General features: G+C 70.4%; 16 protein-coding genes. 11 read left to right on the top strand and 5 right to left on the bottom strand.

What is annotated here, in order from left to right; translation table 11 throughout:
- The first annotated feature begins 4 nt into the window (after positions 1–4).
- Entirely contained in the window at positions 5–1,678 is a 1,674-nt protein-coding gene (locus ACWH49_RS10245) for a GMC family oxidoreductase (protein WP_448171370.1), read from the top strand.
- Positions 1,679–1,708: 30 nt separating this feature from the next.
- Here the strand turns inward: ACWH49_RS10245 and ACWH49_RS10240 are convergent, their stop codons facing one another.
- The 3 genes from ACWH49_RS10240 to ACWH49_RS10230 all read right to left on the bottom strand — a co-directional run bounded on the left by ACWH49_RS10240 (position 1,709) and on the right by ACWH49_RS10230 (position 2,774).
- Positions 1,709–1,894 carry a hypothetical protein gene (locus ACWH49_RS10240; RefSeq protein WP_056471806.1) on the bottom strand — a complete coding sequence of 62 codons (186 nt, stop codon included), beginning with the start codon at positions 1,892–1,894 and terminating at the stop codon, positions 1,709–1,711.
- A gap of 12 nt (positions 1,895–1,906) precedes the next feature.
- Positions 1,907–2,062 (bottom strand): hypothetical protein, encoded by a 156-nt coding sequence (locus ACWH49_RS10235; RefSeq protein ID WP_157615957.1) that lies wholly within the window; start codon positions 2,060–2,062, stop codon positions 1,907–1,909.
- Between the two features lie 112 nt (positions 2,063–2,174).
- Positions 2,175–2,774, bottom strand: a complete 600-nt coding sequence (locus ACWH49_RS10230; RefSeq protein WP_448171369.1) for an Isoquinoline 1-oxidoreductase subunit — start codon at positions 2,772–2,774, stop codon at positions 2,175–2,177.
- A gap of 70 nt (positions 2,775–2,844) precedes the next feature.
- Here ACWH49_RS10230 and ACWH49_RS10225 point away from each other — a divergent pair, with 70 nt between their 5' ends.
- The 3 genes from ACWH49_RS10225 to ACWH49_RS10215 all read left to right on the top strand — a co-directional run bounded on the left by ACWH49_RS10225 (position 2,845) and on the right by ACWH49_RS10215 (position 5,979).
- The gene (locus ACWH49_RS10225) at positions 2,845–3,306 is read left to right on the top strand and encodes a (2Fe-2S)-binding protein (RefSeq protein WP_056472166.1); all 462 of its coding nucleotides are present in this window, start codon (positions 2,845–2,847) and stop codon (positions 3,304–3,306) included.
- An 11-nt stretch (positions 3,307–3,317) separates the two neighbouring features.
- Positions 3,318–5,576, top strand: coding sequence for a molybdopterin cofactor-binding domain-containing protein (locus tag ACWH49_RS10220; RefSeq protein ID WP_448171368.1), 2,259 nt, complete (start codon positions 3,318–3,320; stop codon positions 5,574–5,576).
- Positions 5,577–5,829: 253 nt separating this feature from the next.
- Complete coding sequence (locus tag ACWH49_RS10215) at positions 5,830–5,979, top strand: lmo0937 family membrane protein (protein ID WP_157615959.1); 150 nt, start codon at positions 5,830–5,832, stop codon at positions 5,977–5,979.
- Here the strand turns inward: ACWH49_RS10215 and ACWH49_RS10210 are convergent, their stop codons facing one another.
- Both ACWH49_RS10210 and ACWH49_RS10205 read right to left on the bottom strand, forming a co-directional pair.
- Complete coding sequence (locus tag ACWH49_RS10210; RefSeq protein ID WP_448171367.1) at positions 5,980–6,963, bottom strand: tripartite tricarboxylate transporter substrate binding protein; 984 nt, start codon at positions 6,961–6,963, stop codon at positions 5,980–5,982.
- A gap of 30 nt (positions 6,964–6,993) precedes the next feature.
- Complete coding sequence (locus ACWH49_RS10205) at positions 6,994–7,863, bottom strand: fumarylacetoacetate hydrolase family protein (RefSeq protein ID WP_448171366.1); 870 nt, start codon at positions 7,861–7,863, stop codon at positions 6,994–6,996.
- 108 nt (positions 7,864–7,971) lie between these two features.
- Between ACWH49_RS10205 and ACWH49_RS10200 the strand changes: the two genes are divergently transcribed.
- From ACWH49_RS10200 to ACWH49_RS10170, 7 genes are all read left to right on the top strand, one after another.
- Positions 7,972–8,643, top strand: coding sequence for a FadR/GntR family transcriptional regulator (locus ACWH49_RS10200; RefSeq protein ID WP_448171365.1), 672 nt, complete (start codon positions 7,972–7,974; stop codon positions 8,641–8,643).
- 143 nt (positions 8,644–8,786) lie between these two features.
- Positions 8,787–9,785 (top strand): tripartite tricarboxylate transporter substrate binding protein, encoded by a 999-nt coding sequence (locus ACWH49_RS10195; protein ID WP_448171364.1) that lies wholly within the window; start codon positions 8,787–8,789, stop codon positions 9,783–9,785.
- A 7-nt stretch (positions 9,786–9,792) separates the two neighbouring features.
- A complete protein-coding gene (locus tag ACWH49_RS10190) occupies positions 9,793–10,500 on the top strand; it encodes a molybdate ABC transporter substrate-binding protein (protein ID WP_448171363.1) in 708 nt (235 codons plus the stop codon).
- A 31-nt stretch (positions 10,501–10,531) separates the two neighbouring features.
- The gene (locus ACWH49_RS10185; RefSeq protein WP_448171362.1) at positions 10,532–11,410 is read left to right on the top strand and encodes a metal-dependent hydrolase; all 879 of its coding nucleotides are present in this window, start codon (positions 10,532–10,534) and stop codon (positions 11,408–11,410) included.
- A 15-nt stretch (positions 11,411–11,425) separates the two neighbouring features.
- Positions 11,426–12,214: a fumarylacetoacetate hydrolase family protein gene (locus ACWH49_RS10180; RefSeq protein WP_448171361.1), complete on the top strand. Its 789-nt coding sequence runs from the start codon at positions 11,426–11,428 to the stop codon at positions 12,212–12,214.
- A 234-nt stretch (positions 12,215–12,448) separates the two neighbouring features.
- Positions 12,449–13,315: a 4-hydroxy-tetrahydrodipicolinate synthase gene (gene dapA / locus ACWH49_RS10175; RefSeq protein ID WP_448171360.1), complete on the top strand. Its 867-nt coding sequence runs from the start codon at positions 12,449–12,451 to the stop codon at positions 13,313–13,315.
- 108 nt (positions 13,316–13,423) lie between these two features.
- Positions 13,424–13,585: a hypothetical protein gene (locus ACWH49_RS10170; RefSeq protein ID WP_157615961.1), complete on the top strand. Its 162-nt coding sequence runs from the start codon at positions 13,424–13,426 to the stop codon at positions 13,583–13,585.
- Positions 13,586–13,592 lie beyond the last annotated feature (7 nt).

Below are 13,592 nucleotides of genomic sequence, written 5' to 3'. Positions count from 1 at the left end.
AACCATGAGCGACACGACCTACGACTACATCGTCTGCGGGGGCGGCACCGCCGGCTGCCTGCTCGCCAACCGCCTCAGCGCCGATTCGAGCAAGCACGTGCTGCTGGTCGAGGCCGGCGGCAACGACGACTACCACTGGATCCACATCCCGGTCGGCTACCTCTACTGCATCGGCAACCCGCGCACCGACTGGCTCTACGCCACCGACGCGGACCCGGGCCTGAACGGCCGCAGCCTGCGCTACCCGCGCGGCAAGGTGCTCGGCGGCTGCAGCAGCATCAACGGCATGATCTACATGCGCGGCCAGGCGCGCGACTACGACGGCTGGGGCGCCGGCGACGGCTACGGCGGCAACCCGGGCTGGAGCTGGGAAGAATGCCTGCCCAACTTCCTGAAGCACGAGGACTTCTACAAGGGCGCCGACGCCTTCCACGCTGCGCCCGGCTTCGACCCGACCGGCGCGCGCCCCGGCGGCGAGTGGCGCGTCGAGAAGCAGCGCCTGCGCTGGGACGTGCTCGACGCGTTCGCGCAGGCCGCGCAGCAGGCCGGCATCCCGCACAGCGAGGACTTCAACCGCGGCGACAACGAAGGCGTCGGCTACTTCCACGTCAACCAGAAGGCCGGCATCCGCTGGAACGCGACCAAGGCCTTCCTGCGGCCGGCGCAGCACAAGCGCGGCAACCTGCAGGTCTGGACCGGCGCGCAGATCGGCCGCGTGCTGATCGAGGATCGCGACGGCGCGCGGGTGGCGGTCGGCGTCGAGGCGCTGCCGGTCAACGGTGGCGCAGCCGTGCAGGCGCGGTTGTCGCCGGGCGGCGAGGTGATCCTTGCGACGGGCGCGGTCGGCACGCCGCAGGTGCTGCAGCTCTCGGGCATCGGCGACCCGGCGCTGCTGCAGCCGCTGGGCATCCCGGTCGTCCACGCGCTGCCCGGTGTCGGCCGGAACCTGCAGGACCACCTGCAGATCCGCGCGGTGTATGCCGTCGACGGCGTGAAGACGCTGAACACGATGGCCAACACGTGGTGGGGCAAGGCGCTGATCGGCATGGAGTACGCGTTCAAGCGCAGCGGGCCGATGAGCATGGCGCCATCGCAGCTCGGCCTGTTCACGCGCAGTGACGCGGGCCGGCCGCACGCCAACCTGCAGTACCACGTGCAGCCGTTGTCGCTCGATGCGTTCGGCGAGCCGCTGCACGGCTACAACGCATTCACCGCGAGCGTGTGCAACCTCAATCCCTCGAGCCGCGGCGCGGTGACGATCAGGACGCCGAACGCGCAGGACGCGCCCAGCATCGCGCCGCGCTACCTGAGCACCGACGAGGACCGGCTGATCGCCGCGAACAGCCTGCGGCTGACGCGCCGCATCGTCGCCCAGCCGGCGCTCGGCAGGTACCGTCCGAAGGAAGTGAAGCCGGGCGTGCAGTTCGAGACCGACGCCGAGTTGTGGAAGCTCGCCGGTGACATCGGCACGACGATCTTCCACCCGGTCGGCACCGCGAAGATGGGCCCGGCGGCCGACCCGATGGCGGTGGTCGACGCGCGCTTGCGCGTGCATGGGGTCGGCGGGTTGCGCGTCGTCGACGCGAGCGTGATGCCGCGCATCACCAGCGGCAATACCAACTCGCCGACGCTGATGATCGCGGAGCGCGCGGCGGGGTGGCTGCTCGCAGGAGCGTGAGGCGAACGCTGCGCCCGCGCGCAGCGTCGATCAGGACGCGGGCGGCTGCTCCGCGGCCTGCTCGGGCGCGAGGTGGCCGGACGCGTGGAACTGTCGGATCGCGACCCGCACCACATCCTCGGCGCTCAACTCGGGCCGGGTCTGCTGCAGGCGCGTCGCACAGATGCGAATCCAGTCGACCGAGTTGCGGCCGAGCATGTTGGAGGCGAGCTGCATGGCGGACTCCCGTCAGCTGAAGAGCCAGTTCAGGCGCGCCAGATACTGGCTCCACGAACGGTTCGGCAGGCTCGGCAGCGGCGTCGGCTGGCGCAGGCGGCGAAACGTGAGGCGGCTCGAGTTGTGCGGCAGGGTCGGCGCGCGGCGGCCGGTGTCGAACGAGGACATGGTCAGCTCCTGAATCCGACGCGGGGGTCGCGTTCGGTAAGGAGATGTTCCCTTGCGCTCCGGCCGCGGACTGCCGGACGTTTGTCGAATCCGCTGTAGGCGAATTCCTGCCTCAACCAGGGGGGCAGGCGGCGCCGTTCGAGATCCACGCCTCGACGAGCTGGCCGAATGCGGCCTGCGTGCCGGGCGCCGGCGTGCGGTTGGCGCCCGGGTTCCAGCCCCAGCCGACCAAGGTGTCGCGCGCCATGTGCTCGTGGATCTGCGCGAGCGACTTGTCGCCGTTGCGCCTTCGGTCCTTGATCTGCTCGCAGATCTGGCCGAGCGACTTGCCCTGCCATGCCATCGAGATCGGCGCCAGGTGCCACAGCGGATGCCCCGGCACGCCGGACGGCGCGAAGTTGGCGCCCTGGTGGCAGGTCATGCAGCGCAGCGCGGTCGCGCCCATGTCGGCCTGGCCGCGCACCACCATCGGCAGGTGCAGGTGCATGTCGTTGCCCTGCGTCGGGCGGTCGCCGTTCGGATGGCAGTTCAGGCAGCGCGGGCTCTGGATCACCTTGCCGGCCTCGACGAACAGTGCGCGCGAGCGCTCGGTCTTGTCGGCGATCGCGTCGAAGCTCTGCGGCGTGCGCAGTTCGACCGCCTGCGCGAATGCGCCGCCGCTCAGCAGACCCGTCATCAGCACCAGCGCCGCATCTCGTAGCGATCCTTGCATCGTCGAGCTCCTGCAGAATTTTCGATGCACCAGCATACTGCGGCATCCGCTTTTTCACAGGATGCCGGCCATGCCCTTCACCCTCAACGTCAACGGCCAGAACCGGACCGTCGACGCCGATCCCGAGACCCCGCTGCTGTGGGTCATCCGCGAAGACCTGGGCCTGACGGGCACCAAGTACGGCTGCGGCGTCGCGCAATGCGGCGCCTGCACCGTGCATGTCGACGGCGAGTCGCTGCGCTCGTGCTCGGCGCCGGCCGGCGCCATGGCTGGGCGCAAGATCACGACGATCGAAGGCCTGTCGTCGCGTGCCGCCCAGGCGGTGCAGAAGGCCTGGGTCGACCTCGACGTCGTGCAGTGCGGCTACTGCCAGTCGGGCCAGATCATGACCGCCACCGTGCTGCTGCAGCAGAACCCGAAGCCGACCGACACCGACATCGACCAGGCCATGGCCGGCAACATCTGCCGCTGCGCCACCTACCAGCGCATTCGCGCCGCGATCCACGCGGCGTCGAAGCAGCTGGCCGCCTGAGGAGCACCACGATGCATCCGCTGCTCCAGAGCCTGAACACCCCCGAACAGCGCGCCGAGCTCGACGCGGCGTTCGGCCTGCCGCCGCGCGCCGTCGTCGGCCGCGGCGTCACGCGCCGCGCCGTGCTCGCCGGCGGTGCCGGCACCGGCCTGCTGATCGCGGTCGGCGGGTTGCTGCCGTCCTCGGCGATGGCCGCCGCGCCCGGCCCCGAGGGCGCCGCCACCGGGCCGCTCGCGCCGAACCAGTTCGTCCGCGTCGGCACTGACAACCTCGTCACGATCGTCTGCAAGCACCACGAGATGGGCCAGGGCAACGCGACCGGGCTGGCCTCGATGGCGGCCGACGAGCTCGACGCCGACTGGTCGCTCGTTCGCACCGAGTTCGCGCCGGCCGATGCCAAGCTCTACGCCAACCTCGCGTTCGGCATGCAGGGCACCGGCGGCTCGTCGGCGATCTCCAATTCGTATCTGCAGATGCGCAGCGCCGGCGCGACGGCCCGCGCGATGCTTGTCGCGGCCGCTGCCGAGGCGTGGAAGGTGCCCGCCAGCGAGATCAAGGCCTCGAAGAGCGTGCTGACCCACGCCTCCGGCAAGCGCGCCACCTACGGCGAGATGGCCGCCGCTGCCGCGAAGCAGACGCCACCGGCGAACCCGGTGCTCAAGACCCCGGCGCAATTCACGCTGATGGGCAAGAGCGACGCGACGCCGCGCGTCGACTCGCTCGAGAAGTGCACCGGCAAGGCGACCTACACGATCGACGTCAAGCTGCCCGGCCTGCTGACCGCGGTGATCGCGTGGCCGCCGTCGTTCGGGGCGAAGCTGGTGTCGTTCGATGCGACCGACGCGAAGAAGGTCAAGGGCGTGACCGACGTGGTGCAGGTGGCCGAAGGCGTGGCCGTCGTCGCCACCGGCACCTGGGCTGCGCTGCAGGGGCGCCGCGCGCTGAAGGTGGTGTGGGACGAGGCCGAGAGCGGCAAGCTCGATTCGGACGCGCTGCTCGCGCAGTACAAGGCGCAGGCCGCCACCGCCGGCAAGCCGTTCGCGCGGCCCGCGAAGGACGCGCCTGCCGCGCAAGCGGTCGCGAAGACGATCGAGGCCGTCTACGAGTTCCCGTTCCTGGCCCACGCGACGATGGAGCCGATGAACTGCGTCGCCTGGCTGCACGACGGCATGCTCGAGACCTGGAGCGGCCACCAGTTCCCGACCTTCGACCACATGTTCGCCGCCAAGGCCGCTGGCCTGCCGATGGAGAAGGTCAAGCTGCACACGCTGGTCTCGGGCGGCAGCTTCGGGCGGCGCGCCAACGCGTACAGCGACTTCACCGTCGCCGCCGTCAACGTCGCCAAGGCCATCAACGGCCGCGCACCGGTGCGGCTCCAGTATTCGCGCGAGGACGACATGGGCGCCGGTCTGTACCGCCCGATGTACGTGCACGCCGTCAAGGCCGGCCTCGATGCGCAGGGCCAGATCGCCGGCTGGCAGCACACCGTGGTCGGCCAGTCGATCATGGCCGGCACCGCGATGGAGATGATGGTCAAGGACGGCATCGACCCCACGTCGGTCGAGGGCGTCTCGCCGTCGATCTATGCGTTGCCGATGCTGAGCGCCGACCTGCACACCACCACCGCGGCGCCGAAGCCGTTGTGGTGGCGCTCGGTCGGCAACACCCACACCGCGTACGTGATGGAAACGATGATGGACGAGCTGGCGCGCGCCGCGGGCCGGGACCCGCTCGCGTTCCGCCTCGCGTTGCTCGGCAAGAGCGACCGCGCCGCCGGTGTCCTCAAGCTCGCGGCCGACAAGGCCGGCTGGGGCAAGCCGACGCGCGCCGGCATGGCGCAAGGCCTGGCGGTGCACGAGTCGTTCGGTTCGTTCGTCGCGCAGGTGGCCGATGTGTCGATGAAGGACGGCAGGGTGAAGGTCGACCGCGTGGTCTGCGCGGTCGACTGCGGCATCGCCGTCAACCCGGACGTGATCAAGGCCCAGATGGAAGGCTGCATCGGCTTCGCGCTCGGCGCGCTCTACTACGGCGAGATCGAGGTCAAGAACGGCCGCGCCGCGCAGCGGAATTTCGACACGTACAAATCGCTGCGCATCCACGAGATGCCGAAGGTCGAGGTCTACATCGTGCCCAGCACGGTGGCGCCCAGCGGCGTCGGCGAGCCGGGGGTCCCGCCACTCGCGCCGGCCGTGGCGAACGCAGTCGCGCGCTTGGGCGGGCCGAGGGTGAGGCGGTTGCCGTTTGCTCGGGCGGGGCTGGTGGAGGCTTGAGCTCTCGGATCCTCGCTGATCACGGCTTGAGCGGCAAAGGCGCGGCCCGGCGGGCGGCGCCTTTGTTGCAACCGTGGAAGCTTTTCCGCCGACGCGCTCGACCGAGACACGCGACCTACGCGACCAGCGCAGGCCTCCCCACCTACACACGCGCGGCAGTTCGGCCGATTCGGCCGGCTGTTCGACGCGGGCATTCTCCGGATCACCGAGGCGCAGCCACCGAGCCCCGCGCCCGCCACTTCAGGAGAACGCCATGCTCTACACCATCGTCGTCGTCCTTCTCGCCCTCTGGGTGCTCGGCCTGGTGACCTCGTTCACCGCCGGCGGCCTGCTGCACATCCTGCTGGTCGTCGCAGTCATCGTGCTGGTCTACCAGCTCGTGACCGGCCGGCGCGGCGTCTAGCTACTCCAGCTTGCCGATGCGGCGCACCGCCTGCGTCATCGCGGCGGCGTCGCTGTCCCAATAGCGCTGGAACTCGGGCGCATCGAGGTATTCGATCGGACTGCCCGCCTTGGCGACGACCTGACGCACGGCCGGGTCCGTCGCCACCTTGGCGGCTGCCGCGCGCAGCCGTTGCACGATCGCGTCGGGCGTCTTCGCCGGCACGAACAGCGCCGACCATTGCGCGAAGCGCACCGCGTGACCGGTCTGCGTCAGGCTCGGCACACCGGGCAGCGCGGCCAGCGGTTGCTCGCCCCAGTGCGCGAGCGCGCGCAGCTTGCCGGCCTGGATCTGCTGCACCACGGTCGACGGGCCGCTGGCGATCGCGTCCACCTGGCCCCCCAGCAACGCAACGATCGCCGGCCCGGCACCGGTGTACGGGATGTGCGTCATCTTCAGTCCGGCATCGGCGCTGAGCATTTCCATCGGCACGTGCATCGTGCCGTAGTTGCCCGAGCTGCCGTAGTTGATCGCTCCGGGCCGCACCTTCGCATCGGCAATGAAATCGGCCAGCGTTCGCCACGGCGCATCCGCGCGCACGACCAGAACGGTCGGGTCCGCGGTGAAGCGCGCGATCGGCTTGAAGTCGTCGAGCCTGAATGCCGGCTTGCGCTCGAGCACGCGGTCGGCTTCGGGCAGGATCGAGATCGACGACAGGCTCAGCAACACGGTGTAGCCATCGGGCGCCGCGCGCGCCGCCTGGCCGATGCCCAGCGCACCGCCGGCGCCCGCGCGGTTCTCGACGACCACAGTCTGCTTGAGCTCGCGCGCCAGCGCCTCGGCGACCGGGCGTGCCACCGTGTCGGCCACGCCGCCGGGCGGGAACGGCACGATCATCGTGATCGGCTTGTCGGGCCAGGCCGGGGCTTGCGCGGCGGCCGGTCCCAGCACACTGCACAGCACGGCGCCGAGCAGGTACGTGCGGCGCGTGTTTCGCTGGGTCATCGGTTCGTCTCCTGAAGGGGTGGGGCGCGGTCAGACACAGCGGTTCTCGATCCGGCCGATGCCGTCGATCTCGATCCGCACCACGTCGCCGCGGCGCAGGAAGCTCGGCGGCGTCAGCCCCATGCCGACGCCGGCCGGCGTGCCGGTGGCGATCACGTCGCCGGGGTAGAGCGTGATGCCGCGCGAACAGGTCTCGATCAGCGTCGGGATGTCGAAGATCAGGTCGGTCGTCAGCCCGTCCTGCCGCAGCGTGCCGTTGACCCAGCAGCGCACGCGGGTCGCGGTGCCGTCGAGTTCGTCCGCGGTGACGAGCCACGGCCCCATCGGGCAGAAGGTGTCGAAGCTCTTGCCCAGGTCCCACTGCTGGTGGCGCATCTGCACGTCGCGCGCGGTCACGTCGTTGACGATCGTGTAGCCGAAGACGTGGCCGAGCGCATCGGCACGCGAGATGTTGCGGCCCTCCCGGCCAATCACGACGGCGAGTTCCGCCTCGTAATCGATCTGTGCGGAGACCGCGTCCCCCGGCAGCCGCACCTCGTCGTGCGGGCCGATCACGCACTCGGGCACTTTCGTGAACACGATCGGCCAGCCGTCGGCGTCGGGCGTGCTGGCCTTGAACACCGAGCCCTGCAGCTCCTTCGCATGCGCGCGGTAGTTGCGGCCGACGCAGAACAGGTTGCGGCGCGGGCGCGGCAGGGGAGCTTCGAGGGCGACGTTGGCCAGCGGCACGGCCGCGCCGGTCGCGGGCAGCGCTTCGCCGCGCGCGAGCGCCTCGATCAGTGGCAGCGCGCCGCGCTCGGCCTGCGCGGCATCGAGCGCGAACGGCAGCAGCGACAGCCCGTCCTCGGTCACGCGGCCGACTTCGCGGCGGCCGTCTCGGCGGTAGGTGGCGATGCGCAAGGGGGTCTCCAGCAGTTCGGCCCAAATGCTACCAATTGGCTACCAATCGACCATGCGCGTCAACCCGAACGGCACGACGCGCTCACCGCTTGATACGATGCGGGCACGATGGACAGCGCCGTGGCCCTGCGGGAAGCGATTCTCGAGAACCTGCGATCCCGCCACTGGCGGGCCGGCCACCGCATCCCCACCGAACGCGAGCTGAGCGGCCAGTTCGGCCTGAGCCGATCGGCGGTACGGCGCGTGCTGGCCGACATGAAGGACAAGCGCCTGATCATCCAGACGGTGGGCAGCGGCACCTACGTGAGCGACGAGGTCAACGAGGCGCTGGCCGCTGCCGCGAGCAGCGTCGGCCCGCTGCCGACCAGCCCGGCCGAACTGATGAGCGCGCGCGCCGTGCTCGAGCCGGCGATCGTCGCGATGGTCGTCGGCAATGCGACGTCGCTCGACTTCGCCCGCATGAACGAGTGCTGCGACAAGGGCGAGGCCGCGAAGACGCTCGAGCAGTTCGAGCACTGGGACGCACAACTGCACGAGGCGATCGCCGATGCCGCGCACAACAGCTTCATCTCGAAGGTGTTCCGGCTGATGAACCAGGTGCGCGAGCAGGGCGAGTGGGGCGCGCTGAAGCGCCGCAGCGCCACGCCGGAGCGGCGCCGCGAGTACCAGTCGGAGCACCGCGCGCTGGTCGCCGCACTGCAGGACCGCGATGGCGCGCGCGCGACGGCGCTGTGCCTTGCGCACCTCGACCACGTGCGGCGCAACCTGCTCGGGTTCTGAGCGCGCGTGATCGCGGCAGGGGCAAACCCGCTGTCGCATTGACCGCACCCGGGGCGCTCGCTATATTGGGCCGGCTGCGGCGACCTCCGCAACCAATTCATACCAATCGACGGTGCGACTGCGCCGATTCCCGGAGACAACGAATGACCGCAGCCCGTGTCCACGGCGTCCCGCGTCGCGCCTTCCTGGCCGGTGTCGGCGCAGCAGCGCTCGCGCTCGGCGCACCGTTCGCGGCGTCGGCACAGGAGTACCCGGCGCACCCGGTGCGCGTGATCGTGCCGTTCGCGCCCGGCGGGCCGGCCGACGTCTATGCGCGCTTCATCGCGAATCGGCTGCAGGAGTCGCTCGGCCAGACCTTCGTCGTCGACAACCGGCCCGGCGCCGGCTCGATCATCGGCACCGACGCGGTCGCGAAGAGCGCGCCCGACGGCTACACGCTACTGCTGATGTCGAACACGCACACGGTGAACGAATCGCTGATCCCGACCAAGCCGTTCCAGCTCATGCGGGACTTCGTGCCGGTCGCGCCGATCAACTACTCCGACCTGGTGCTGGTCGCGCGCAGCGGCCTGCCGGTGGCCAACCTTGGCGAGCTGCTGAAGCTCGCGAACGCGAAGCCGGGGAGCCTGTCGTACGCCTCGTCCGGCCCGGGCACGCCGTACCACATGGCCGGCGAGTTGTTCAAGGCGATGGCCGGGGTCTCGATCCTGCACATCCCGTACAAGGGCAGTTCCGGCGCCCGCACCGACGTGCTCGGCGGCCAGGTCGACCTGATGTTCGACGCGGTGCCGACGATGAGCGAGCACGTGCGCGCCGGCAAGGTCAAGGCACTCGGCACCACCGGGCTGACCCGCTCGGCCGTGATGCCCGAGGTGCCCACCGTCGCCGAAGCCGGTGTGCCGAAGTACGAGGCGACGATCTGGCTCGGGCTAATGGCACCGAAGGGCACGCCGCCCGCGGTCGTCGCGCGGCTGAATGCCGAGGTCGGCAAGATCGTCGGTGCGCCCGACACCGCGAAGGCGTGGAAGGCGCAGGGCGCGACGCCGATGGTGATGACGACCGCGGAGTTCGGCCGCTACCTGAACGAGGACATCGCGAAGTGGGCCCACATCGTGAAGGTCTCCGGCGCGAAGCCGGAGTGAGTGCCGGATGACGACCCCCACGTTGAACATCCTCTGCGCCGGTGCGGTGCAGGGCGTCGTCAAGGCGCTGCAGGCGTGCTTCGAGCAGGACGCCGGCGCGACGCTGCAGGCGCGCTTCGGTGCCGTCGGTGCGATGAAGGAAGCACTGCTGGCCGGCGAGCCGTGTGACGTGATGATCGTCACCGACGCGATGGTGGTGGCACTGCAGGCCGACGGCCAGCTGTCGAGCGCGGCACGCGCGCCGCTCGGCCGCGTGCGCACGGGGGTTGCGGTGCGCTCCGGATCGAACGTGCCGGACGTCACCACGCCCGACGCGTTGAAGACCGCGCTGCTGGCGGCGAGCGCGGTGTACTTTCCCGATCCGCAGCGCGCGACGGCAGGCATTCACTTCGCATCCGTCCTCTCACAACTCGGCATCGATGACGAACTCGCCGGGCGCGTGCGCAACTTTCCGAACGGCGCGACCTCGATGCGCGAACTCGCCGCCGACCCGAGCGCCGCGCCGATCGGCTGCACGCAGATCACCGAGATCCTCTACACGCCCGGCATCGCGCTGGCCGGCCCGTTGCCGGCCGCGTTCGAGCTCGCGACCGTCTACACCGCCGCGATCGCCGCACGCGCCGCGCAACCTGCGCTCGCGCAACGCTTCGTCGAGCTGCTGGCCGGGCCGCAGAGCCGCGAACTGCGCCGCGCCGGCGGCTTCGAGTTCGACTGACCGACACCCGCCCATGCCACCCGGAGTACCGATGACCCTCACCCGTTCGTTCGCCCGCGGCCTCGCCGCCGCCGCGCTCGCGCTGATCGCGGCCGGCACTGCCCACGCGCAAGCCTCGGCACCCGCGACCGCCGCCGTCGCGCCAGCCCCTGCTGCCGGCAAGGTCGGCGTGCTGTGGCTCGGCCAGTCGGCGTTCAAGATCACCACGCCGACCGGCAAGGTGATCGTGATCGACCCGTACCTGACCGCGAATCCGAAGACTCCCGAGGCCTACAAGAAGCTCGAGGCGCTCGGCAAGGTCGACCTGATCCTCGTGACCCACGGCCACCTCGACCACTACCTCGACGCGCCCGCGCTCGCCAAGCTGAACAACGCGCCGCTGTGGGCGCCGGCCGGGCTGTCGCAGTCCATGCAGACGCTGGGCGTGCTGCCGGTCGCGCAGGCCAACCGCATGAACAAGGGCGGCAGCATCCGCCCGTTCGGCCCGGCCGGCGTGCGCATCACGATGACCCATGCCGAGCACAGCTCGGAGCTGGTCTGGCGCAACCCGGCGACCGACAAGGACGAGACCCATGTCGGCGGCGAGCCGTGCGGCTTCGTCATCGAGTTCGAGAACGGCTTCAAGCTCTGGCACCTCGGCGACACCGGCGTGTTCGGCGACATGAAGCTGCTCGGCGAGATGCTCAGGCCCGACCTGCTGCTGATCCCGATCGGCGGCGGCCAGTTCGTGATGAACCCGGCCGACGCCGCCTACGCGACCCGCGAGCTGATCAAGCCGAAGATGGCGCTGCCGATGCACTACGGCACCAACGCCGCGCTGGTCGGCACGCCGGAGGAGTACAGCAAGGCACTGGGCAATGCGTCGGTGAAGGTGCTGGCGATCAAGCCGGGCGACGCGCTCGAATTCTGACCAGGAGACATAACGATGGACCGCCGTTCGATTCTCAGGACCAGCACCGCCGCACTCGGCGGCGCGCTCGCCGCCGGTTGCGCCTCGGTGGCTGCCGACGGCGGCAGCCCGCGCAGCCCGTTCAAGGTGGCGGCGGTCACGCTGCCGATCGTCGGCTCGGCCGAGGTGTTCCCGGTGCGGCGCATCTACTGCATCGGCCGCAACTACGCGGCCCATGCGCGCGAGATGGGCTCGGACCCGACGCGCGAGCCGCCGTTCTTCTTCCAGAAGCCGACCGACGCGGTGCAATACGTCGCGATCGGCACGACGGCCGACCACCCGTACCCGTCGCTGACCAAGAACTACCACTACGAGCTCGAACTCGTCGCAGCGCTGAAGAGTGGCGGCAAGAACATCCCGATCGAGCAGGCGCTGCAGCATGTCTACGGCTACGCGATCGGGCTGGACATGACGCGCCGCGACCTGCAGCGCGGCATGGGCGACCAGAAGAAGCCGTGGGAGATCGGCAAGAGCTTCGACATGTCGGCGCCGATCGGGCCGATCCATCCGGTGGCGATGACGAACCACATCACCAAGGGCAAGATCGAGCTGAAGGTCAACGGCCAGACCAAGCAGCTCGCCGACCTGAGCTACATGATCTGGAGCGTGGCCGAGCAGATCGCGCAGCTGAGCCAGGCCTTCGAGCTGAAGGCCGGCGACATCATCTACTCCGGCACGCCGGAGAACGTCGGCCCGGTCGTCAAGGGCGACGTGCTGGTCGGCCACATCGACGGGCTGCCCGAGCTGTCGGTGCGGATCGTCTGACGCTAGACTGCGCGCCATGGACCGCACGCTTCATACCGCCTTCGCCGACACGGCAGCGGGTGCGTGCGCGTCCTGCAAATCCAAAGAAAAACAGCGGCTCGTCTGACCGGAGCTCGCCGTTCCGTCAGATGTGTGACGGAACCGCAGCAGAGCCTCTTCTCCCTGATCTCAATCGCCCTCCTGCCCGCGCACCGCTGACGGTTTCCACCGTTCGGTCGTTCAGGAGTGGAAGCGATGACGATGAATTTCTCTGGCATCTGGGTGCCGTTGGTGACGCCGTTCGCACGCGACGGCACGGTCGATCACGCGGCCTTGCGCGGACTGGCGAAGCGCTGTGCCGACGCGGGTGTCGCCGGCTTCGTCGCGCTGGGCACGACCGGCGAGCCGTCGTCGTTGACAGAGGCCGAGCAGGACGCGGTGCTCGCGACGATCCTCGACGCGGCGGGCGGGACCCTGCCCGTCATCGTCGGCCTCGCCGGCAACCACGCGCCGGGCTTGCTGGCCCGCGCGAAGCACCTCGCCACGCTGCCGATCGCCGGGCTGCTGGTGCCGGCGCCGTACTACGTGCGGCCGGCGCAGGACGGCATCCGCGATCACTTCGTGCGCCTGGCCAACGCGAGCGCGGTGCCGCTGGTGCTCTACGACATCCCCTACCGCACCGGCGTGACGATCGCGCTCGACACGCTGCTCGCGCTCGCCGCGCACCCGAACATCGTCGCGATCAAGGACTGCGCCGGTTCGGTCGACACGACGCTGGCGTTGATCCGCGATGGCCGGCTGCAGGTGCTCGCCGGCAACGACATCGAGATCTTCGGCACGCTGTGCGCCGGCGGCGCCGGCGCGATCGCCGCGTCGGCCCACCTGCGGCCGCGCGCGTTCGTCGACGTGGCGCGCGCGCTCGCGCAGTGCCGGCTCGCCGACGCCCGTGCCGCCTGGCACGCCTTGGTGCCGCTGATCGCGGCGCTGACCAGCGAGCCGAACCCCGCGCCGGTCAAGGCCGCCCTGGCGCAACTCGGGCTGCTGCACGACGCCTTGCGCCCGCCGATGACGATGGCCAGCGCGGCGTTGCGTGAGCGGCTCGCGGCGCTGCCGCTGGCCTGAGGCCTATGCTGTGGGTGTCGGCCGACAGGGCGTCGCGCCCCTGTCCGGGGCCGGCGGCCCGCGCGACCGTCGACGATGTCGAAGCCCAGAACCCCGAAGGACCACCTCATGGCCACGCACACCCCGCACAAGCCGCACCGCACGAACGCCGAAAAGGCCGAGGACGATCCCGAACCCGGCATGCTGCCGGTCGAGCCCGACCAGGGCCCCGTGCCGCCGGCCATCCCCGAGGATCCGGAGCACGACCGCACGGTCGATCCGGAGGCGTGAACCCCTG

The organism is Rhizobacter fulvus (assembly GCF_964020785.1).
This window is presented reverse-complemented; position numbering and strand designations above follow the sequence as displayed.